This window comes from Brucella sp. RRSP16, from assembly GCF_052246815.1.
In the GTDB taxonomy this organism is placed as follows: Bacteria; Pseudomonadota; Alphaproteobacteria; order Rhizobiales; family Rhizobiaceae; genus Brucella; species Brucella intermedia.
Genome location: NZ_JBQQAM010000006.1, coordinates 279,720 through 299,257 on the forward strand (window position 1 = coordinate 279,720; position 19,538 = coordinate 299,257).

Here is a 19,538-nt window from a genome sequence, read left to right on the forward strand (position 1 = left end):
CAGGATAAGCCATGTCCGATCAGGACTCTCACCTTCCCGACCAGATCAATACCCGCGTTGCCGTTCGGGTTCGTGAGGAAATCGCAAGACGGCGAATTTCGCGCCAGCTTTTGGCCGATGAAGCGCGGATCAGTCTTTCGACATTGGAAAAGGCACTGTCGGGCCACAGGCCCTTCACGCTCGCAACGATCATCCGGCTCGAACAGGCAATGGGCGTAGCCCTGCGCGAGCAGGCGGGTGAAGCTCCCGTTCAACTGACCAGAAATGGCAACAGCCACGCAGCGGAAGAACTGGGGGCCTATTCGCGCGCCTCGGTTTCATGGCTCGAAGGCGATTACCTCACCTTGCGTCCGTCCTTCGGCGAGGACAAGGCGCTCTTCGCCTACATCACGGAAATCGGTTGGGATTTCGACGCTGGGCATCTCAATTTTCGTGAGCGGGAACGTTCCGACGTTTCGTTCTCGCAACAGGGAGCGGTTTCCGTTCCGCATCTTTCGGGGCACATCTATCTGGTCACGAATACGTCCGGCCAATATCGCATGGCCGTCCTCTCCCGCCCGAGCATCACGGGTGAAATGTTTGGTATCCTGACGACATTGCGGGCCGGGCAGGGCGCACATCTAACACCCGTTTCGACGCCGCTTGCGCTCGTGCCGATGCGGCAATTCACCAGCCCCTCATTCGGGCGTATACGCGCGGACGATCACTCCTTCGCCGACTATGCGGCGATCCTGCGCAAGACCCTGAACGACGGCTATGCAGGTTTCGTGGCCGGGTGAGCCGCATTCTCGCTTTTGATTTCCGCGAGCAGCCAGTCCCGAAAAGCAGATACAGCCGGAGTGCTCGAACGAGCCTTCGGCGTCACAAAGTAATAGCTGCTCGGGCTTCTGACCGTATGCGGGCAGGCGACCACAAGCTGTCCGTTCTCGATTTCAGCCCGTATGAGGAAAAGCGGCATCAGTGCCACGCCCAGACCGGCAATGCAGGCCTGCGAGACATTTGAAAACTGCTCGAAACGCATCCCCGGAGAAACCGGGGCGGCGATGTCGAGGCTCTTGAACCAATGATCCCATGCGCCGGGTCGTGACGCCATGTTGAACAAAGGGAGCGGCAGAAGATCGGTCGGCGCCTGCACGGGATGTTGCTGGAGAAAAGCGGGGCTGCATACAGGCGCCACCGTTTCATCCATCAGGAAGACACTGTCGGCATTGGGCCAGTCCGGCTGGCCGATATGGATCGCCGCATCCAGCCCTTCGCGATCAAAGTCGAACTGGCCGATACGGGTCGCAAAATTCAGGATGATATCCGGATATTTTGCCACGAAACGCGGTATGCGCGGTATCAGCCAGCGCGTCCCGAATGTCGGCAGGAAGGCCAGATTGAGTGTGGTACCGCGCATCTGCGACATGACTTGCAGTGAGGCGGCCCGAATGGACGCCAGCGCCGGCCCCACGGCCTTGAGATAGGCGCGGCCGGCATCCGACAACACAACATGACGACTGGTGCGGTCGAAAAGTGCTGTTCCGAGCTGTTCTTCAAGCGTTGCAATCTGTCGGCTCACCGCGCCTTGCGTCAGCGACAACTCCTCGGCCGCAGCCGAAAAGCTCTCATGCCGCGCAACGGCATCGAAGGCGGCAAGCGCACTGGTGGAAGGAAGCAGGCGTCGGGAGATCGAAGTCATCATCCATTACTAAATGGAATAGATCGATGAGTAAACGTCGATTGCACCGAACTGCGGCACGGTCCATATTTCCTGCAAATTTTCATTGAGGAGAATACACTGATGTCACGTGCGGCTTTTAGCTGGGAAGACCCGTTTCTGCTGGATGACCAGCTGAACGAAGACGAGCGCATGATCCGCGACTCGGCCAAGGCTTTCGCAACGGATGTTCTGCTGCCTCGTGTCGAAAAGGCCTATCTGGACGAGACGACCGATCCTGAACTCTTCCGTCTCATGGGGCAGGCTGGACTTCTGGGCGTGACGCTTCCTGAAGAATACGGCGCGGCCAATGCAGGCTATGTGTCTTATGGTCTGGTAGCGCGTGAAGTCGAGCGGGTCGATTCCGGTTATCGCTCCATGATGAGCGTGCAATCGTCGCTCGTGATGTATCCGATTTACGCCTATGGTTCCGAGGAACAGCGCAAGAAATATCTTCCGGGCCTCGTATCCGGCGAACTGATCGGTTGCTTCGGTTTGACCGAACCTGATGCGGGCTCCGACCCGGCAGGCATGAAGACCCGGGCGGAAAAGATCGACGGCGGCTATCGTCTCAGCGGCTCCAAGATGTGGATTTCGAACTCGCCGATTGCCGACGTTTTCGTCGTCTGGGCCAAGTCTGCCGCGCATGACAACGCCATTCGCGGCTTCGTTCTCGAAAAGGGCATGAAGGGTCTTTCCGCGCCGAAGATCGGCGGCAAGCTTTCGCTGCGTGCATCGATCACCGGTGAAATCGTCATGGATGGCGTCGAAGTTTCGGAAGATGCGCTTCTGCCGAATGTCTCCGGCCTCAAGGGTCCGTTCGGCTGCCTCAATCGCGCTCGTTATGGCATTTCCTGGGGCGTGCTCGGTGCGGCGGAGGATTGCTGGTTCCGTGCGCGTCAATACGGCCTTGACCGCAAGCAGTTTGACAAGCCGCTTGCAGGCACGCAGCTTTATCAGAAGAAGCTCGCCGACATGCAGACCGAGATTGCGCTTGGCCTTCAGGCATCCTTGCGCGTCGGTCGCCTGTTCGACGAAGGCAAGATGGCGCCGGAAATGATCTCCATCGTCAAGCGCAACAATTGCGGCAAGGCGCTGGATATCGCCCGTCAGGCACGCGACATGCACGGCGGCAACGGCATCCAGATCGAGTACCACGTCATGCGTCACGCGCAGAATCTGGAAACGGTAAATACCTATGAAGGCACGCATGACGTTCATGCGTTGATCCTGGGCCGCGCCCAGACCGGCATTCAGGCTTTCTTCTGATAGCTGTTAGAGCATTTCCTGTTTTTCATCAGTCGTTGGAAATGCTCTATCCATTTGTTTTTACGCATGTCTTTAACCCGAAACCGGTTCCCATTTTCGGGAGACATGCTCCAGTCAAGCCTTCCATTCGGGCCCGTTCGCAGTTCGCGGGCGGGCCTCTTTATTTTTGTATGGGATTGCAGAAAATGCAGAACACACCGCTTGACGGTCTCAAAGTGGTAGAACTGGCGCGCATTCTTGCCGGGCCATGGGTGGGGCAGACGCTCTCCGATCTGGGAGCCGATGTCATCAAAGTTGAAAGCCCCGAGGGCGACGATACGCGCAAATGGGGCCCGCCTTTCATCGATGTGGAAGGCGAACGGTCTGCTGCCTATTTCCACGCCTGCAACCGCGGCAAGCGCTCGATCACAGCCGACTTCCGCACTGAAGAGGGCAGGGAACTGGTCCGCCAGCTCGTGGCTGACGCCGACGTCGTCATCGAAAACTTCAAGCTGGGCGGCCTCGACAAATACGGCCTCGACTATGAGAGCCTGAAGGCCACCAATCCGCGCCTGATCTACTGCTCGATCACCGGTTTCGGCCATACAGGCCCTTATGCGGAACGCGCAGGCTACGATTTCATGATCCAGGGCATGGGCGGCATCATGGATCTGACCGGTGAACCGGACCGGGAGCCGCAGAAGATCGGTGTGGCTTTCGCCGACATTTTCACCGGCCTCTACAGCGTGATTGCAATTCAGTCAGCCCTCATCATGCGGGAGCGCACCGGCACCGGCCAGCATATCGATATGGCGCTGTTCGACTGCATGTCGGCGGTGCTTGCCAATCAGGCAATGAACTATCTGGCGTCCGGCGTATCGCCGAAGCGCATGGGCAATGCGCATCCCAACATCGCGCCCTATCAGACGCTACCCGTTTCCGATGGCTATTTCATCATCGCCTGCGGCAACGACGGACAGTTCGGAAAACTGACTTCACTGCTCGGTATCGGTGATATCGCTACCGACGAGCGCTTCGTCAGCAATTCGGCGCGCGTGGCCAACCGGGCGGCCCTGACGGCGTTTCTGGAAGAAAAGACCCGAGCGTGGAAGCGCGACGATCTTCTGGCCGAGCTTGCCAGAATCGGCGTGCCTGCCGGCCCGATCAACACGGTGGCCGATGTGTTCGCAGACCCGCAATTCGAGGCGAGAGGGATGAGAATAGACCCGCAAGGTGTTCCCGGCCTGCGCACACCCATTCGCTTCTCTGATGCCGAACTGAAGCTCGACAACCGTTCCCCGAAGCTTGGTGAACACAGCGACGCGATCCTCTCGGAGATCGGAAAAAGCTGAACGAAAACCCGAAACTTTATCGGCGCGCTCTTCCTTGAAGGGCGCGTTTTCGTTTGCAATGCATTGAAGAGAAGTGAAAGTTTCTAATCAAGAAACGACTTTAACCCCTTGCGGGGAAAGTATTTTAAATTGTTCTTGAGAGAAGATGGTGCGGTCGAGAAGACTCGAACTTCCACGGGTTGCCCCACAGCGACCTCAACGCTGCGCGTCTACCAATTCCGCCACGACCGCCCGTGGTAGGAGCCGAACTCCGTCGGCGAGTGGGCATTTAGCAAATCACTTTGGGGTGCACAAGCCCCATCTGCATCTTCCGGCAATCTTTTTGAAAAAGAATGTGAAAAAGCTTGTGCTCAATCACGACAGAAGGGAAAGAAACCCCGAATTTCCGGGCTTTTTCAAAGACTTCCACAAATCAGAAAAATTTCTGAAAAACGTCATCAAGCGGATGCGCGGCGGTCAGCGACCAAGCTCAAGGGAGCAACGGGAAGCGAATCCGGTGAAACCGATTCCCCCGGATTCGTTTCGGCTGTCGAAAATCAGCCGGCGATGCCCTGCAGGCGCTTGATATCCTCAAGGCGCTTCAGCGTTTCTGTATATCCGGCATCGATGGCTTCGGATGCGCGATGGAAATCGGCAAGCCCGATCTGTCCCACGATCGGCATCAGCGTGACGTCCGGCGGGTCGCCAGCCATGCGGGCGCGCGATATACGATCCTGAATGATGTTGAAGGCTTCCATCATCACGCCGGTAATGCCGAGACGCGCTTCCTTCTCGCCATGGATTGCGTCGGTAAGACTGTCCTGCCGGGTTTGCGCGTGTTTGATGACCGCCGCGCGACCATACTGGTCGTAGTGGAGGTTGACCGCCAGAACGAGGCGCTGCTCATAAGCCCTGCATACGGATACCGGCACGGGATTGACCAGTGCGCCGTCGACCAGCACACGTTCCTGCCAGCGCACGGGCTCGAAAACGCCGGGCAGGGCGTAGGAGGCGCGCATCGCTTCCACCAGAGGGCCGGAGGACAGCCAGATTTCGTGCCCGGTGCGCAACTCGGTGCAGATCGCAACAAAGGGACGATCCAGTTCCTCGATGCGCAGCCCATCCAGATGCTCACGCAGGCGACCGTCCAGTTTCATGCCGCCGAACAGCCCGCTGCCGCGAAATGTAATGTCGAGAAGATTGAACATGCGCCGCCGGGTAAGACTGCGGGCGAACTCTTCCAGTTCGTCCAGCTTTCCGGCCAGATAACAGCCGCCAACAAGCGCGCCGATCGACGTGCCGGCGATCATCTCGATATCGATATTGGCTTCGTCCAGCGCGCGCAGCACGCCGATATGGGCCCAGCCGCGTGCAGCGCCACCGCCCAGCGCCAGGGCTATCCGGCGCGGGTCTCGCTTGATTTCAGGCTTTTCAGCGGATTCTTCTGCTGGCAGAGCAAGGTCGTTATTCGCAGCCTTCCGCTTCTGCCCCCATGCAAGCATCACGATGGACACCTCTTCGTTTCCGCCCGAAGCACTTCCGGCAAAAGAGCCCGGTAAAAGGGCAAACGGTTTGCGTCAGGAAATGCACAGGCAAATAGCTAAAACGATTCCGACAGTTCCGTTTGGCGGGAACAGCTTCACGTTAGTGAAACATAGTATCCAAAGAATAAATGCTGCGAATTGATGGCGCGACTCATATTCGCGCCATCACATCCTTTTGACCGGGGTTAGTGCCCGTGATCGCAGGAGCCTTCAACGGCCAGGGAAATATCGCCGTTCTCGGCAATAACCTGCCGATAGAAGCAGGAGCGGCGTCCTGTGTGGCAGGTGGGTCCATCGCCTGCAACGCGTACTTTCAGCCAGAGCGCGTCCTGATCGCAATCGGTGCGCAACTCGACCACGCTTTGCAGGTTGCCCGACGTCTCGCCCTTCTTCCAGAGCGTGGAACGCGAGCGTGACCAGTAATGCGCAATTCCCGTTTCGAGGGTGAGCCGCAGCGCTTCCTCATTCATATGGGCGACCATCAGCAATTCGCCGTCACGCGCATCGGTAACGACAGCGGTGATGAGGCCCGATGCATCGAAGCGCGGCATGAATGCCGCGCCTTCTTCTATGGCCTTCTTGTCGGAAGGCTGTGCGGGAAAGAAGCTCATTTCAGCCGCTTATCTGCGGGTCAGGGTCATGAAGCGAACCTGCTCCTCCGCATTTATCTGCATTTCGCCGGTAAAAGTGGTGGTGATGGTCGTCGAACCCTGCTTGCGGATGCCGCGCATGGCCATGCACATATGCTCCGCCTCGATCATGACGGCAACGCCGCGAGGCTTCAAAATGCGCTGGATACTGTCGGCGATCTGCGCAGTGATGCTTTCCTGCGTCTGCAGGCGGCGCGCGAAAATATCCACGACGCGGGCAATCTTGGAAAGACCAACCACCTTGTGATCGGGCAGATAGGCGACATGGGCCTTGCCGATGATCGGCACCATATGGTGCTCGCAATGCGAATGGAACGAGATGTCCTTTACGAGAACGAGATCGTTATAGCCGCCGACTTCCTCGAAAACCGTACCGAGGACTTCTTCCGGGCTTTCCGTATACCCTGCGAACAGTTCCTTATAAGCCTTGGCCACACGCTTCGGCGTTTCCAGAAGGCCTTCGCGCTCCGGGTCGTCTCCAGCCCAAAGCAAAAGCGTGCGTACCGCCGCTTCCGCATCGGCCTGCGTCGGCTTGCCATGCAAAAGAGTTACATCTGCCTGCTTGTTCGGCAGGCCGGATTCGTCATCTTCTTTGAGGATGCGAGCGTCCATCAGTATTCTCCAGTAGTCTCCTTCAAGGAGGAGACGAGTTAAACGGACAATACAACGATACGCTTTGCGAGCGGGCGATGTATTGATCCGGCGCTTACGGTCACCGGACAGGTTTTCGTGCGACTGCCCCGGGGTCTGTGCTATTGTTACCCATGGCGCAGACGCTACTTGCCTATTATATAGACAATAAATTGCAACTTCAAACCGCAGCCGGGCGACAAATTTATGTTTTTCTCCGGCACGGCGGAAGGTCGCCTCTATGATCGATGATATTTACAACAAACGCATCCTGGAATTCGCCGGAAACATGGAGCGCCTGGGGCGTCTTCCCGAACCGGACGCGGTTGCCAAGGTGCATTCCAAGCTGTGCGGCTCGACCGTTACCGTCTATCTGAAAATGGCTGATGGCGTCGTGACGGATTTCGCGCATGAGGTGAAGGCCTGCGCGCTTGGACAGGCTTCCTCGTCCGTCATGGCGCGCAATATCATCGGCGCTTCCGCGGAGGAGCTGAAAGCCGTTCGCGATGAAATGTACAAGATGCTCAAGGAAGAAGGCCCGGCACCGGAAGGGCGCTTTGCCGATCTGAAATATTTCGAGCCAGTGCGCGAATACAAGGCGCGCCATGCCTCCACGCTGCTGACCTTCGATGCGGTTGTCGATTGCATCCGGCAGATAGAGGAGAAGGCCAAAGCTGCCTGATGTGTTCTTGCGGCAAGGATCATGCGGGCGAGGGGCCGCCAAAACGCTATAGCAGGAACTTTACCGATCCCTGGCGCAAGACGCCGGGAAGGCTGATCGGCACGGCATTCGTACGATTCTATCAGGTGACATTATCGTCCCTCATCGGCAATTCCTGCCGGCATCTGCCGACCTGTTCCGAATATGCCTACGAAGCCATCGCACGTCACGGACTGTGGAGCGGCGGCTGGATGGGACTGTTTCGCGTCATGCGCTGCGGGCCATTCGGCACACACGGATTCGATCCCGTACCCCGAACGCTTCCCACTGAACTGAAATGGTATCTGCCCTGGCGCTACTGGCGGTGCTCATCACCGCACGGAGATTTCTGACAGTTTTTTGTTAGCTGATTATAATTCATTAAGGATATCAACGTTTCATTGAGAATTGGAATTTAAGGCAGTGCTGTGGTCTTTTTCGGGCCGCAATTTGCCTGCATGTCCCCCTCGGCGTTCATATTCCTGCGAGCTGTTATGCTGAAATCATCGTCCCGCCTTTCGCGTCTCATTGCATCCTTTGCGCTTGGTGCAGGTTTGCTTTGTACATCCGCGTCCATGGCGAGCACCTCCTGGGTGGTTTTCGATGCCGATAGCGGACGGATTCTCGGTCAGGACGACGCCAATATTCAGCATGCGCCTGCTTCGCTGGCGAAAATGATGACGCTTTATCTCGCTTTTGAGGCGCTCAAGACCGGCCGGCTGCATTGGGACGATGCAATGCCCATTTCGAAGAACGCCGCATCCAAGGTACGCATGAAGCTTTGGCTGAAGCCGGGCGAAACCATCACCGTGCACGACGCCATCTATGGCATGATCGTCATATCGGCCAATGATGCGGCAACCGTAATGGGCGAGTATATGGCGGGATCGGAAGCCGCTTTCGGTCGCCTGATGACGCAACGGGCGCGCCAGATCGGCATGAAGAGCACCTTCTTCGTCAATCCTTCGGGCCTGACTGCCAAGGCCACACAGCTTACCACCGCTCGCGACATGGCAATTCTCGGCATGAGCCTGCGTCGCGACTTTCCGGAACAATATGCGCTTTTTTCCACGCGCTCCTTCACGTTCCGCAATCGTGTCCTGAACGGTCACAACACCCTGATGTACCGCTATCAGGGGGTCGACGGCATCAAGACCGGCTATACGGACGTGTCCGGCTATAATCTCGTTTCCTCGGCTATCATCAACGACAAGCATCTTGTCGGCGTTGTTCTTGGCGCCGGATCGGCGCGGCAGCGCGACGACCAGATGGCGAAGCTTCTGACACGATTCAGCACCGAAGGCGCCGATACCAAGGGGCAGCTTGTTGCAATGGCCAAGCCGCAGCCTGTCGCGAAGCAAACAGCCGCAGCCCAGCCGAAAGCCGACGCAGTCGCCGGGCTGATCGACGATTCGCGCATCGAGCAGGGCGATGGCGGGTTCCTGATCGCCTCTGCCGCTGGCGCATCGGCCTGGACGATCCAGCTTGGCGCTCCGCCGACGCTTGACGGCGCAAAGCAACTGCTGGCCAGGTATCGACCTGCGGTCGACAAGGTCGCGCCGGGGCTGAAGGCTGAAATTTCTCCGGCCGAAAAGCGTCGCAAGGTCTATCGCGCGCGTTTCTCCGGCTTCAAGGATTCGGCCTCCGCCGAAAAGGCATGCGCTCAACTGAAGCAGCAGAAGATTGATTGCCTGCCGATCCGGAACTGATTTATTCTTTTCAACGTCGATAAGCGCGACCTGACGCTGTCAGCGTGTCGCGCTTTACTGACCGGGCGAAAAAGACTAGAACCCAACCTTCATTTCATACGCATGAACCCCACCCGCAATCGTTGGCGGGACTGGATAAGGATGACTAGAATGTCGAATACCGTTTCCATGCAATTTCCCGATGGCTCTGTGCGTGAATACGATGCGTCGATGACCGGCGCGGGCCTCGCGGAATCGATTTCCAAATCACTTGCCAAAAAAGCTGTTGCCTACGCCGTCGATGGCACCGTGCGCGATCTTTGCGATCCCCTCGGCGCTTCCGGCAAGGTCGAAATTCTGACCCGCGAAGACCCGCGCGCGCTCGAACTGATCCGCCACGACACGGCGCACGTTCTGGCAGAAGCCGTGCAGGAGCTCTTTCCGGGCACGCAGGTTACCATCGGTCCTGTCATCGAAAACGGCTTCTATTACGACTTCGCGCGCAATGAACCTTTCACGCCCGACGATCTTCCGGTGATCGAAAAGAAGATGCGCGAGATCATTCAGCGCAACAAGCCGTTCACCAAGGAAATCTGGTCGCGCGAAAAGGCTAAGCAGGTTTTTGCCGACAAAGGCGAAAACTACAAGGTGGAACTGGTTGACGCCATTCCGGCCGGGCAGGATCTCAAGATCTATTATCAGGGCGACTGGTTCGACCTCTGCCGCGGGCCGCACATGGCCTCGACAGGCCAGATCGGCAATTCCTTCAAGCTGATGAAGGTTGCCGGCGCCTATTGGCGCGGCGATGCCAACAATCCGATGCTGACCCGCATCTATGGCACTGCCTTTGCGAACGATAACGATCTTCAGGCCTATCTCCATATGCTTGAAGAAGCCGAAAAGCGCGATCACCGCCGCCTTGGCCGTGAAATGGACCTGTTCCATTTCCAGGAAGAAGGGCCGGGCGTCGTGTTCTGGCACGCCAAGGGCTGGAAGATGTTCCAGAACCTGGTGAGCTATATGCGCCGCCGCCTCGACAGCCACGGCTATCAGGAAGTGAACGCGCCGCAGGTGCTGGACAAGTCGCTGTGGGAAACCTCCGGTCACTGGGGCTGGTATCGCGACAACATGTTCAAGGTGACCGTCGCCGGGGATGAAACCGACGATGATCGCGTGTTCGCGTTGAAACCGATGAACTGCCCCGGCCATGTGCAGATATTCAAGCACGGCCTGAAATCCTATCGCGATCTGCCGATCAAGCTTGCTGAATTCGGCAATGTGCATCGCTACGAACCGTCCGGCGCATTGCATGGGCTGATGCGTGTGCGCGGCTTTACGCAGGACGATGCGCATATCTTCTGCACCGAAGAGCAGATGGCGGCGGAGTGCCTGCGCATCAACGATCTCATCCTGTCGGTCTACAAGGATTTCGGCTTCGAGGAGATCACCATCAAACTGTCCACCCGTCCTGAAAAGCGCGTGGGGTCGGACGACCTATGGGATCGTGCAGAAAGCGTGATGATGTCGGTGCTGGATCAGATCCAGCAGCAGTCCAACAACATCAAGACCGGCGTCCTGCCAGGCGAGGGCGCGTTCTACGGGCCGAAGTTCGAATATACGCTGAAGGATGCCATCGGCCGTGAATGGCAGTGCGGCACAACGCAGGTCGATTTCAACCTGCCGGAACGCTTCGGCGCCTTCTATATCGACAAGGATTCGGAAAAGCGCCAGCCGGTGATGATCCACCGTGCGATCTGCGGTTCGATGGAACGCTTTTTGGGCATTCTGATCGAGAACTTCGCCGGTCACATGCCGTTGTGGTTCGCGCCGGTGCAGGTTGTCGTTGCCACGATCACCTCGGACGCCGATGAATATGCCGCACAGGCTGCCGCCAAGCTGAAGGCCGCCGGATTGCAGGTCGCAACCGATCTGCGCAACGAGAAGATCAACTACAAGGTCCGTGAGCACTCGTTGCAGAAGGTTCCGGTGATTCTGGTTTGCGGCAAGCGCGAGGCGGAGGAAAACACCGTCAATATGCGCCGTCTCGGTTCCCGGGATCAGGAATCGATGACGCTCGACGAAGCCATCGCGCGCCTTGTGGAAGAGGCAACGCCGCCCGATCTGCTGCGTCTGAAGAATGGCAATTGATGATAAAAAAGGCCGCGCACTGCGCGGCCTTTGATTTTTTAAGGCGGGGAGAGCCTAATCCATACTGTCCTGAGCAGGTTCGGATTCGCCATTGGCGACGACTTCAACTTCCTCGTTCTTGCCGGACGATACCTTGAAATCACGCTGATAAATGCGGTCCTTGTTCTTGGCGACTGCAACATAATCGCCTTCGATGAGAACCATTGATGAATAGGCACCGGCGCTTTCGCGCACCACATCGCCGGAAGCGTTGAGGATAGACCAGGATGTGTCTGCGAGCGCTTCGCCGCCGCGCTCGCGCACAAGCTTCAACGTCACTTCCGCAGCACGATGCTGAACGGTCGCTTCGGTCAGTTTGCCGGCCTCCACCCGAATATCCGCACGGATGATGGCGTTCGCCGAGCCATAGTTGGAAACAACGTGATAGGTGCCGCTGTTGAGGCGGATGATCGTGTTCGGCTTGACGTCGGGGACGATCAGCGAACGGTCACTATTGTCCTCGTCGGCATAAATCGAGAAACGCAGGAGATCATTGTTGATCTTGCCGCCATCGGGCAGGATAGCGCTAAGCTTCATCCCACCGGCATCCAGCATCATCACTTCATGGCGCGTCGCATTTCCAACCGTGATCCGCTTTGTGGCACCCGCGCGCCCATAGGCGACATGCACGAGATAGCTGCCTTCGGGCAGGTTGAAAACTGCGCCGCCGCCCTGTGCGCTCGCGATAAGCGGCAATTGACCATCAGCTCCGACATCGGGCGAGAATACACGCCACACAAGCCCTGCCGGGATGTCTCCGCCGTCCTCACTCAGTCGCGCCTTGAGATCGAGTTCCCGCGTCTGGGCGAGCGGATTGTTCTCGGGACTTGAGGGGGAGGCGTAATTGTTCAGCGTCGGAAGATTGAGCGCCGGTTGCGGCAAATCGGGCAGTCCGGTCGTCGTGGTCTGCAATTGCGGAATATGTGTCTGCGGATCGAGGCCCTGAGCCACCGATGGCACTGCACTGACGGCAAGCATAATCGCTGATAGAAGCGATCCTCTCCCGAGGGCCGTTTTTCTCGTTGAATATAGCAGGTTCAAGCAATCCGACATGCTGTATTTTTGAGCCCATGCGGGTGGCGAATTCAAGGCCAAATCGCTTTCGGAGCCCGCATTTTTGCAAATTCCTGCAATTGTTCCATCCTTGAATTTTGACTTTACAGTTCGGGTGCAACGGGCGAGAAGAGGCAGCCCCAAATAAGTGGAGCAATATAAGCAGCATTTTAGTGATGAGGTTATCCGTGGCCCACCCGGTATTCGATTTTCTGGCGCAGCGCAGTTCCACCCCGATTTCGGCGATTACCGAACCGGCACCCGAGGGCGAGGAACTAGCAGCACTGCTGAAAGTCGCCGCGCGCGTGCCGGACCACGGACGTCTGACGCCGTGGCGTTTCATCCTCTATCGTGGCGATGCACGTGTCAGGGTTGGCGAATATCTGGCCCGGCGTGCCGAAGAAATTGAAGGTCCGCTTCCGGAAGGTCGCAAGGAAAAAGAGCTGACGCGCTTTTCTCGCGCGCCGCTCGTCGTTGGCGTCGTGTCATCACCCGTCGCCCACGAGCGTATTCCGGAATGGGAACAATTTCTTTCCGCCGGGGCTGTAGCGATGAACCTTTGCACCGCTGCCAATGCGCTTGGATACGCTACCAACTGGATTACAAACTGGTATGCCGATGACGCGCCCGCCCGCGCATTTCTGGGGCTGACGCCCCATGAACGCGTTGCCGGCTTCGTTCATGTCGGAACGGCAGCAAACAAGATGCCGGAACGTCCGAGAGCGGATATGGACAAGATCGTATCGGAATATTCCGGCCCGTGGGAGCAAGCCTAGAATCGGCTTTAATAACCTTTGCTAATCAACGGACAGGCTTATGTTTTACGAACCGAGGGAAGGGCACCCGCTGCCCCATAATCCGTTCAAGGCGATCGTGGCTCCACGCCCCATTGGCTGGATAGGGACGCAATCGAAGGAGGGAGCAGTCAACCTCGCGCCCTATTCCTTCTTCAACGCGATCTGCGACACGCCGCCCATGGTCATGTTTTCCTCGAACGGTGCGAAGGACAGCGTTTCGTTCATCGAGCAGACCGGTGAGTTCACCGCAAATCTGGTGAGCGATCATTTGAGAACGCAGATGAATGCGTCATCCGTCAACGCCCCGCGCGGCGTCAGCGAGTTCGACTACGCGGGTCTCACCAGGGCAGCAAGCAGGCTTATCGCAGCACCGCGCGTCAACGAAGCCTACGCCGCGCTTGAATGCGTTGCGGTGGAGATCAAGCGATTGCAGGATAAAGAGGGCAGGCTGACCGACAATTACATGGTGATTGGCGAAGTCGTCGGCGTCCATATCGATGAACAGGTCTTGACCGATGGTCTCATCGATATTGCCAAGACCAGACCTGTCAGCAGGCTGGGCTACATGGATTTTTCCACGACGGAAAGCGTCTATCAGATGTTCAGACCAAAATGGGAAGACGAGAAATAGGCGTCATGGGAGCATGGTTCCAGAGAGCGGGAGCCCGCCTTCAGGCAAAAGCTTTGAGGGGGCGATCCAACCTGACAGAACCTCGCCCTAAAGGCCCTTTTTCTTCGCTTCACCCCAGATTGCTTCCATTTCGTCGAGAGTAGCAGCGTCGAGATCGCTACCGGCTTCACCGAGTGTCTTTTCGATGAAATGGAACCGCCGCTTGAACTTTTCATTGGCGGCGACAAGTGCGGTTTCTGCGTCGATTTCGAGATGGCGGCCAAGATTGACCATGGCAAACAGCAGGTCGCCATATTCCTCTTCGATATTTCCGCGTTCCTGTGCCGCCATTGCTTCCTTGAGCTCTGCGGTTTCTTCGGCGATCTTGTCGAGAATCGGCGCCGCTTCAGACCAGTCGAATCCGACTTTCGCAGCTTTCTGCTGAAGTTTCAGGGCGCGGAGCAGGGCGGGGAAGGCTTGCGGAATATCATCCAGGAAGCCGTTCTTTTCTGTCGTTTCAAGTCCAAGTTTGGAGCGCCGCTCGGCCCGCTCGGCTTTTTCTTCTGCCTTGATGCGGTTCCACGACCCCTTGGCCATGCCAGCGCTTCTGGCTTCGGCGTCACCAAAAACGTGCGGATGTCGTCTGATCATCTTATGCGTGATGGCTTCGACAACATCGCCGAATGCAAAGCTGCCCTGTTCCTCGGCCATGCGCGAATGAAACACCACCTGCAACAACAGGTCGCCAAGCTCTTCACGCAGATCGTCCATATCGTTGCGCTCTATGGCATCGAGGACCTCATAAGTTTCCTCGAGCGTATAGGGCATGATGGATTCGAAACTCTGTTCCACATCCCACGGACAGCCGGTTTCCGGGTCGCGAAGCGCTGCCATGATTTCCAGCAAGCGATCAATATTGCGGGATGGTTTCATCTTCGCTCCATCAAACTTGGCTAATCCGTGTCTGTCAATTCGAGAGAATCGTGCCGGATGGCTTGAAGTCTGTTACTGATTTTGCATAGTCAGCCGGGGATCGCACATCGGGGCGGTATGTTCAACAAGCGGATACATAAACGATGACAATTCTTGTGACTGGCGGTGCCGGCTATATTGGTTCGCACACCTGCGTTCAGCTCATCGAGGCAGGCCACGACGTCGTTGTGGTCGATAATTTTGATAACAGCCACCCGGAAGCCCTGCATCGCATTGAACAGATTACCGGGCGCACGCCACGCCGTGAAGCAGGTGATATTCGTGACCGCGCCTTTCTGGAACAGGTGATCCGGCATCACAAATGCACCGCCGTCATTCACTTCGCCGGTCTGAAGGCTGTGGGAGAATCGAGCGAAAAGCCGATGCTCTATTATGATTGCAACGTGGTCGGGACACTCCGACTGTTGCAAGCCATGGAGGCCACGGGCGTCAAAACGCTGGTTTTCAGTTCGTCGGCCACGGTCTATGGCGATCCGCAGAAACTACCTATCACCGAAGACCAGCCGCTGACGGCGACGAATCCCTACGGTCGCACCAAGCTCGTCATCGAAGACATGCTTCGCGATATTTATAATGGCGACAATAGCTGGAAGATCGCCATCCTGCGCTATTTCAACCCGGTTGGCGCGCATGAGAGCGGCCTGATCGGTGAAGACCCGAAGGGCATTCCGAATAATCTGATGCCGATCATCGCGCAGGTCGCGACCGGCCGCCGCGAGAAACTGAATGTCTGGGGCAATGACTATCCGACGCCTGACGGCACCGGCGTTCGCGACTATATCCATGTGGTCGATCTGGCTGCGGGGCATCTGAAAGCGCTCAAGAAGCTTGATGAGCCGCAGTGCTTCTCGGTCAATCTGGGCACGGGGCAGGGCTATAGCGTTCTCGATGTGGTCAAGGCCTTCGAGCATGTCTCCAACCGCGAGATCAAATATGAGATCGCACCGCGTCGTCCTGGCGACGTGGCGGAATGCTACGCCGATCCAACCTTTGCCCGCGACTTCCTCGGCTGGTCAGCGGAGAAGAACCTGCGCGAGATGTGCCAGGACATGTGGCATTGGCAATCGAAGAACCCCAACGGCTACGAATGAACCGGACAGGTCCGAATTAGTTCATAGTTCGGGCCCGCTCTTGAAATTGCGAGCTGTTTCCGGACATCGGGGGGATTGCAACTCCTCCCGAGACTTTTGAAATGCCGCGAGATTGGACGATATGATGCGTTTCCTGCCTGACAAATTCACCAGCATGCTGATCGTGACCATCCTGTTTGCGTCGGTGCTACCCGTACATGGTGAATTTGCAGAGTGGTTTGCACTGGCGACCAAATTTGCTGTCGGGCTCCTGTTCTTCCTGCATGGTGCCCGGCTATCGCGAGAGGCTGTCGTTGCAGGCATAACGCACTGGAGACTGCATCTGGCGGTGCTCTCATCGACGTTCATCCTGTTTCCTATCCTCGGTCTGGCGGCGGGATGGTCCGTTCCTGGACTGTCGCAGTCGGCCTTTTTTACTGGCATCCTCTTTCTTTGCGTTCTGCCTTCGACGGTCCAGTCGTCGATCGCCTTCACCTCAATTGCGGGCGGCAACGTTTCGGCGGCAATCGTGTCGGCGTCAGCGTCAAACATTTTCGGCATGTTTCTCACACCGTTGCTGGTCGGCCTGTTGTTTGCGGTCAAAGGCGGCGGTGGAATATCGGTCGACGCGCTTGAATCCATCCTGCTCCAACTGCTGGCGCCATTCGTGCTCGGGCAAATCCTGCAACCCTGGATCGGGAGTTTCATGCGGCGCCACGGCAAGGCGCTCGGTTTCGTCGATCGCGGCTCCATCCTGATGGTGGTCTATCTGGCTTTCAGCGAGGCCGTGGTTGAAGGCCTTTGGCGTACCGTGTCCTGGGACGATCTTGGCATGATGGTGGGCGTCAATATCGTCCTGCTGGTCGCCGTGCTGCTTGCGACCTGGTACGGAAGTAAATGGCTGGGCTTCAACCGGCCCGACCGCATCACGATCATGTTCTGCGGCTCGAAGAAAAGCCTCGCCAGCGGCGCACCAATGGCGAGCGCCATTTTTGCCGGTGCGAATGTCGGCAGCATCGTTTTGCCGCTGATGCTCTTTCATCAGATACAGCTCATGGCCTGCGCAGTGATCGCCAGAAAACTGGCCGACCATAAAGATCACGACGAACGTGTTACGGCTGCCGCGGAGTAGGGCGTTCTCCTATTTTCCGGAAATAGAAACGTCGTTACGAAGCGGGCGCCCCATTTGGGCCCGTCCGACGGTGCTTCCGCATAATACCGCGCAGAAACACCGAGGCTGACCCGTTGTTCTCCGAACTTGAAAACCTTCGATATGCCCGCGTTGATCGGCACGGTCCACTGCTCCGAGGTCCAGTCATAGGAGGACTCCGACGAAAGGCTCAGCGCTGTCGTATCGGGAAAAGTATAGGTGAGAAACGGCTGGGCAAAGCTCTGGCTGACAGCCTCACGGTCGCTGTGCCCGGCATAGGACCATATATGGTTGGCCAGTGCGCCATAGGTCCAGCCGCCATGCTGCTTGAGGATGACACCTGTCGGGCCTGCCCCCCATTTGCCGGTGCCAAGCTCGCTGCTGGTGGCGGTCGGCCACAGAAACACGGGGCCAACGCCCCAGGTTATACCGTCCAGAGACTGCGCGGGCGAAAGGAAGAAACTCTGTTCTGTGTCGCTCAGACCAAAACGACTGTCGAAACCGGCCGCTGGAGCCTCCTGATAGACGACGGGCACAATTGTGCGGACGATAAGGTTCCAGTCCTCATTCAGCGAAAACGGAATGACAGGCTGAATGTTGAGTGAATATCGGTAAGCATCCTTGGGGCCGAAGCAGCAGTCGTAATTCTGCTGGAAAGGAACACTGATGAGGCTTGAAATGGGGTTGGCGAGTTTTTTGGCCAGTTCCTGTTCTGCATCAGCGCGAGCGAGATTGATACTCGCGGCAACAGCAGCCAGAAAGACCAATAATTTCAAAATTGAACTGCGCACCTGAGCCTCATTACAGTTAAATGATATAATGATGTAAATGCCCGTAAAGTATCATGACGCTACCATTACGATTTTATATTTCCATCGATTATTTTTTCCAATGGAAATTATAAACAATATTAGATTTATCTGTTTTATTTAAAACGGAAACAAACCTTTCCATAATGCGCTTGCGAGTGCAATTGGATCGGCGTAGGAGAACGGGCAGGGGCTGGCTCCGCGATTACGGGATTCCGGCCTTCAAATATTCTAACGAAATGTGCGCAATTGTTGCGCTGTCTTTGCACGTGCGCAGTGCAAGGCGGAGAAGGCAGAAATCAATGGCAAAGAACGATGCCCAGGCTTTTGATCAGGAAGCACTAGCAGAAGCCTATAACCGGGCTCTCGCTCTGGAAAAGGCTGGCGATTTCGATGCTGCCGCCAAGGCATATGAGGATGTGCTGCGCATCGATCCTGATGACCATGGCGGCGCTGCCGTGCGGCTTGCGAGCATGGGACGCGGCGCTGTGCCGTTAAAGGCGCCGGATGCCTATGTGTCCACGCTTTTCGATCAGCACGCCGAAATGTTTGACACAATCCTTGTAGACCAGCTTGGCTATGACGTTCCGCTGCAGCTGCGCGAAATGCTCCTTGAACTGGACGAGGAGTTTTTCGCAGAACGCATGCTTGATCTCGGCTGCGGCACCGGTTTATCCGCCGACGCGCTCGACGACATGGCCGGACATAAGACGGGCGTCGATATTTCTGAAAACATGATCGAAGTCGCTTACGAGAAAGGCGATTATCAGGCGCTGTTTGTCGGCGAAGCCGTACGCTTTCTCGAGACCACCAACGAACCGCAATGGGACCTGATCGTCGCCACCGACGTCCTGCCATATATGGGCGAACTCGACAAATTCTTCGCGGGTGTCGCCGCACATCTGTCGTCAGGCGGACATTTCGGCTTTTCAAGCGAGACATTGGACGATGCGCGACTTGCCGGACGCGCATTCATGGTCGGTGATTATCAGCGCTTTGCACACGCACAATCCTATGTGCGTGCGATGCTCGACAACCATGATATGGACTGCGTCCGCTGCGAAGATATTGTCGTTCGCAGTGAACAGGGAGCGCCGGTTCCAGGACATCTCTATATCGCACGGCACCGCTGATATTCACGCTGGTGGCATGTCCTCGAAAGCAAGGGCAGCTTTCATAATGGCATCGGCTTTCTAGTCAGTTCTCACGCAGGCTTTACATCGGATAGTTCCATAATCTATCTTATGCAATCGACGTATATAACAGCAATATACAGATGCGACAGATGGGCAAGATAGAGATGCGACATTTTTAGGTCGCGTGCTCTGTTCAGATCGAACGAGGAAAGGAAGACTGGCTCTCTATTGATGTGTATCAGT

20 protein-coding genes and 1 tRNA gene are annotated in these 19,538 nt (G+C 56.8%); 13 read left to right on the top strand and 8 right to left on the bottom strand.

From position 1 onward, the window contains the following. Window positions 1-11 precede the first annotated feature (11 nt). Window positions 12-779 (top strand): helix-turn-helix domain-containing protein, encoded by a 768-nt coding sequence (locus ACS5UA_RS12050; protein WP_063882353.1) that lies wholly within the window; start codon window positions 12-14, stop codon window positions 777-779. On the opposite strand, the gene ACS5UA_RS12055 is transcribed toward ACS5UA_RS12050, so the two are convergent. After that, complete coding sequence (locus ACS5UA_RS12055) at window positions 755-1,681, bottom strand: LysR family transcriptional regulator (protein WP_112669792.1); 927 nt, start codon at window positions 1,679-1,681, stop codon at window positions 755-757. The two genes, ACS5UA_RS12050 and ACS5UA_RS12055, sit on opposite strands and share 25 nt — an antisense overlap. A 102-nt stretch (window positions 1,682-1,783) precedes the next feature. On the opposite strand from ACS5UA_RS12055, the gene ACS5UA_RS12060 reads away from it, so the two are divergent. Both ACS5UA_RS12060 and ACS5UA_RS12065 read left to right on the top strand, forming a co-directional pair. Further along, complete coding sequence (locus tag ACS5UA_RS12060; protein ID WP_162718775.1) at window positions 1,784-2,968, top strand: acyl-CoA dehydrogenase; 1,185 nt, start codon at window positions 1,784-1,786, stop codon at window positions 2,966-2,968. A gap of 185 nt (window positions 2,969-3,153) precedes the next feature. Beyond that, a complete protein-coding gene (locus ACS5UA_RS12065; protein ID WP_075041678.1) occupies window positions 3,154-4,299 on the top strand; it encodes a CaiB/BaiF CoA transferase family protein in 1,146 nt (381 codons plus the stop codon). 146 nt (window positions 4,300-4,445) lie between these two features. Here the strand turns inward: ACS5UA_RS12065 and ACS5UA_RS12070 are convergent. After that, window positions 4,446-4,530 (bottom strand) — tRNA-Leu (locus ACS5UA_RS12070). A gap of 91 nt (window positions 4,531-4,621) precedes the next feature. On the opposite strand from ACS5UA_RS12070, the gene ACS5UA_RS12075 reads away from it, so the two are divergent. Continuing rightward, window positions 4,622-4,864 (top strand): hypothetical protein, encoded by a 243-nt coding sequence (locus ACS5UA_RS12075; protein ID WP_162713451.1) that lies wholly within the window; start codon window positions 4,622-4,624, stop codon window positions 4,862-4,864. On the opposite strand, the gene ACS5UA_RS12080 is transcribed toward ACS5UA_RS12075, so the two are convergent. From ACS5UA_RS12080 to folE, 3 genes are all read right to left on the bottom strand, one after another. Further along, window positions 4,836-5,783 carry a patatin family protein gene (locus ACS5UA_RS12080; RefSeq protein ID WP_075041695.1) on the bottom strand — a complete coding sequence of 316 codons (948 nt, stop codon included), beginning with the start codon at window positions 5,781-5,783 and terminating at the stop codon, window positions 4,836-4,838. The two genes, ACS5UA_RS12075 and ACS5UA_RS12080, sit on opposite strands and share 29 nt — an antisense overlap. 224 nt (window positions 5,784-6,007) lie before the next feature. Next, window positions 6,008-6,433, bottom strand: coding sequence for a phosphoribosyl-AMP cyclohydrolase (hisI, locus tag ACS5UA_RS12085; RefSeq protein ID WP_063882350.1), 426 nt, complete (start codon window positions 6,431-6,433; stop codon window positions 6,008-6,010). Window positions 6,434-6,442: 9 nt separating this feature from the next. Beyond that, the gene (folE, locus tag ACS5UA_RS12090; RefSeq protein WP_443101331.1) at window positions 6,443-7,084 is read right to left on the bottom strand and encodes a GTP cyclohydrolase I FolE; all 642 of its coding nucleotides are present in this window, start codon (window positions 7,082-7,084) and stop codon (window positions 6,443-6,445) included. A gap of 259 nt (window positions 7,085-7,343) precedes the next feature. Between folE and ACS5UA_RS12095 the strand changes: the two genes are divergently transcribed. The 4 genes from ACS5UA_RS12095 to thrS all read left to right on the top strand — a co-directional run bounded on the left by ACS5UA_RS12095 (window position 7,344) and on the right by thrS (window position 11,638). Further along, the gene (locus tag ACS5UA_RS12095; protein WP_006466811.1) at window positions 7,344-7,784 is read left to right on the top strand and encodes an iron-sulfur cluster assembly scaffold protein; all 441 of its coding nucleotides are present in this window, start codon (window positions 7,344-7,346) and stop codon (window positions 7,782-7,784) included. Further along, window positions 7,784-8,155, top strand: coding sequence for a membrane protein insertion efficiency factor YidD (yidD, locus tag ACS5UA_RS12100; protein WP_112669736.1), 372 nt, complete (start codon window positions 7,784-7,786; stop codon window positions 8,153-8,155). The genes ACS5UA_RS12095 and yidD overlap by 1 nt, the downstream gene beginning before the upstream one ends. A 141-nt stretch (window positions 8,156-8,296) precedes the next feature. Further along, the gene (locus tag ACS5UA_RS12105; protein WP_113368756.1) at window positions 8,297-9,511 is read left to right on the top strand and encodes a D-alanyl-D-alanine carboxypeptidase; all 1,215 of its coding nucleotides are present in this window, start codon (window positions 8,297-8,299) and stop codon (window positions 9,509-9,511) included. 150 nt (window positions 9,512-9,661) lie between these two features. Further along, window positions 9,662-11,638 carry a threonine--tRNA ligase gene (gene thrS / locus ACS5UA_RS12110; protein ID WP_443101332.1) on the top strand — a complete coding sequence of 659 codons (1,977 nt, stop codon included), beginning with the start codon at window positions 9,662-9,664 and terminating at the stop codon, window positions 11,636-11,638. A 54-nt stretch (window positions 11,639-11,692) separates the two neighbouring features. Here the strand turns inward: thrS and ACS5UA_RS12115 are convergent, their stop codons facing one another. Further along, window positions 11,693-12,655, bottom strand: coding sequence for a hypothetical protein (locus ACS5UA_RS12115; protein ID WP_376786465.1), 963 nt, complete (start codon window positions 12,653-12,655; stop codon window positions 11,693-11,695). A gap of 263 nt (window positions 12,656-12,918) precedes the next feature. Here ACS5UA_RS12115 and ACS5UA_RS12120 point away from each other — a divergent pair, with 263 nt between their 5' ends. Further along, window positions 12,919-13,506 (top strand): nitroreductase family protein, encoded by a 588-nt coding sequence (locus ACS5UA_RS12120; protein ID WP_112669744.1) that lies wholly within the window; start codon window positions 12,919-12,921, stop codon window positions 13,504-13,506. 40 nt (window positions 13,507-13,546) lie between these two features. Then, complete coding sequence (locus ACS5UA_RS12125; RefSeq protein WP_112669746.1) at window positions 13,547-14,158, top strand: flavin reductase family protein; 612 nt, start codon at window positions 13,547-13,549, stop codon at window positions 14,156-14,158. Window positions 14,159-14,245: 87 nt separating this feature from the next. On the opposite strand, the gene mazG is transcribed toward ACS5UA_RS12125, so the two are convergent. After that, window positions 14,246-15,070, bottom strand: coding sequence for a nucleoside triphosphate pyrophosphohydrolase (gene mazG / locus ACS5UA_RS12130; protein WP_063882340.1), 825 nt, complete (start codon window positions 15,068-15,070; stop codon window positions 14,246-14,248). Between the two features lie 143 nt (window positions 15,071-15,213). On the opposite strand from mazG, the gene galE reads away from it, so the two are divergent. After that, window positions 15,214-16,221 (top strand): UDP-glucose 4-epimerase GalE, encoded by a 1,008-nt coding sequence (galE, locus tag ACS5UA_RS12135; RefSeq protein ID WP_021585139.1) that lies wholly within the window; start codon window positions 15,214-15,216, stop codon window positions 16,219-16,221. Window positions 16,222-16,345: 124 nt separating this feature from the next. Further along, the gene (locus ACS5UA_RS12140) at window positions 16,346-17,332 is read left to right on the top strand and encodes a bile acid:sodium symporter family protein (protein ID WP_075041696.1); all 987 of its coding nucleotides are present in this window, start codon (window positions 16,346-16,348) and stop codon (window positions 17,330-17,332) included. Here the strand turns inward: ACS5UA_RS12140 and ACS5UA_RS12145 are convergent. Then, window positions 17,299-18,141, bottom strand: a complete 843-nt coding sequence (locus ACS5UA_RS12145; RefSeq protein ID WP_443101333.1) for a hypothetical protein — start codon at window positions 18,139-18,141, stop codon at window positions 17,299-17,301. The two genes, ACS5UA_RS12140 and ACS5UA_RS12145, sit on opposite strands and share 34 nt — an antisense overlap. Before the next feature lie 320 nt (window positions 18,142-18,461). On the opposite strand from ACS5UA_RS12145, the gene ACS5UA_RS12150 reads away from it, so the two are divergent. Next, the gene (locus ACS5UA_RS12150) at window positions 18,462-19,292 is read left to right on the top strand and encodes a methyltransferase (RefSeq protein WP_443101334.1); all 831 of its coding nucleotides are present in this window, start codon (window positions 18,462-18,464) and stop codon (window positions 19,290-19,292) included. Window positions 19,293-19,538: the final 246 nt, after the last annotated feature.

Bases quoted from the DNA above. Each gene is read 5' to 3' on its own strand.
- ACS5UA_RS12050 (WP_063882353.1), top strand. From the start codon at position 12: ATGTCCGATCAGGACTCTCACCTTCCCGACCAGATCAATACCCGCGTT.
- ACS5UA_RS12055 (WP_112669792.1), bottom strand. From the start codon at position 1,681: ATGACTTCGATCTCCCGACGCCTGCTTCCTTCCACCAGTGCGCTTGCC.
- ACS5UA_RS12060 (WP_162718775.1), top strand. From the start codon at position 1,784: ATGTCACGTGCGGCTTTTAGCTGGGAAGACCCGTTTCTGCTGGATGAC.
- ACS5UA_RS12065 (WP_075041678.1), top strand. From the start codon at position 3,154: ATGCAGAACACACCGCTTGACGGTCTCAAAGTGGTAGAACTGGCGCGC.
- hisI (WP_063882350.1), bottom strand. From the start codon at position 6,433: ATGAGCTTCTTTCCCGCACAGCCTTCCGACAAGAAGGCCATAGAAGAA.
- folE (WP_443101331.1), bottom strand. From the start codon at position 7,084: ATGGACGCTCGCATCCTCAAAGAAGATGACGAATCCGGCCTGCCGAAC.
- ACS5UA_RS12095 (WP_006466811.1), top strand. From the start codon at position 7,344: ATGATCGATGATATTTACAACAAACGCATCCTGGAATTCGCCGGAAAC.
- yidD (WP_112669736.1), top strand. From the start codon at position 7,784: ATGTGTTCTTGCGGCAAGGATCATGCGGGCGAGGGGCCGCCAAAACGC.
- ACS5UA_RS12105 (WP_113368756.1), top strand. From the start codon at position 8,297: ATGCTGAAATCATCGTCCCGCCTTTCGCGTCTCATTGCATCCTTTGCG.
- thrS (WP_443101332.1), top strand. From the start codon at position 9,662: ATGTCGAATACCGTTTCCATGCAATTTCCCGATGGCTCTGTGCGTGAA.
- ACS5UA_RS12115 (WP_376786465.1), bottom strand. From the start codon at position 12,655: ATGCTTGCCGTCAGTGCAGTGCCATCGGTGGCTCAGGGCCTCGATCCG.
- ACS5UA_RS12125 (WP_112669746.1), top strand. From the start codon at position 13,547: ATGTTTTACGAACCGAGGGAAGGGCACCCGCTGCCCCATAATCCGTTC.
- mazG (WP_063882340.1), bottom strand. From the start codon at position 15,070: ATGAAACCATCCCGCAATATTGATCGCTTGCTGGAAATCATGGCAGCG.
- galE (WP_021585139.1), top strand. From the start codon at position 15,214: ATGACAATTCTTGTGACTGGCGGTGCCGGCTATATTGGTTCGCACACC.
- ACS5UA_RS12140 (WP_075041696.1), top strand. From the start codon at position 16,346: ATGCGTTTCCTGCCTGACAAATTCACCAGCATGCTGATCGTGACCATC.
- ACS5UA_RS12150 (WP_443101334.1), top strand. From the start codon at position 18,462: ATGGCAAAGAACGATGCCCAGGCTTTTGATCAGGAAGCACTAGCAGAA.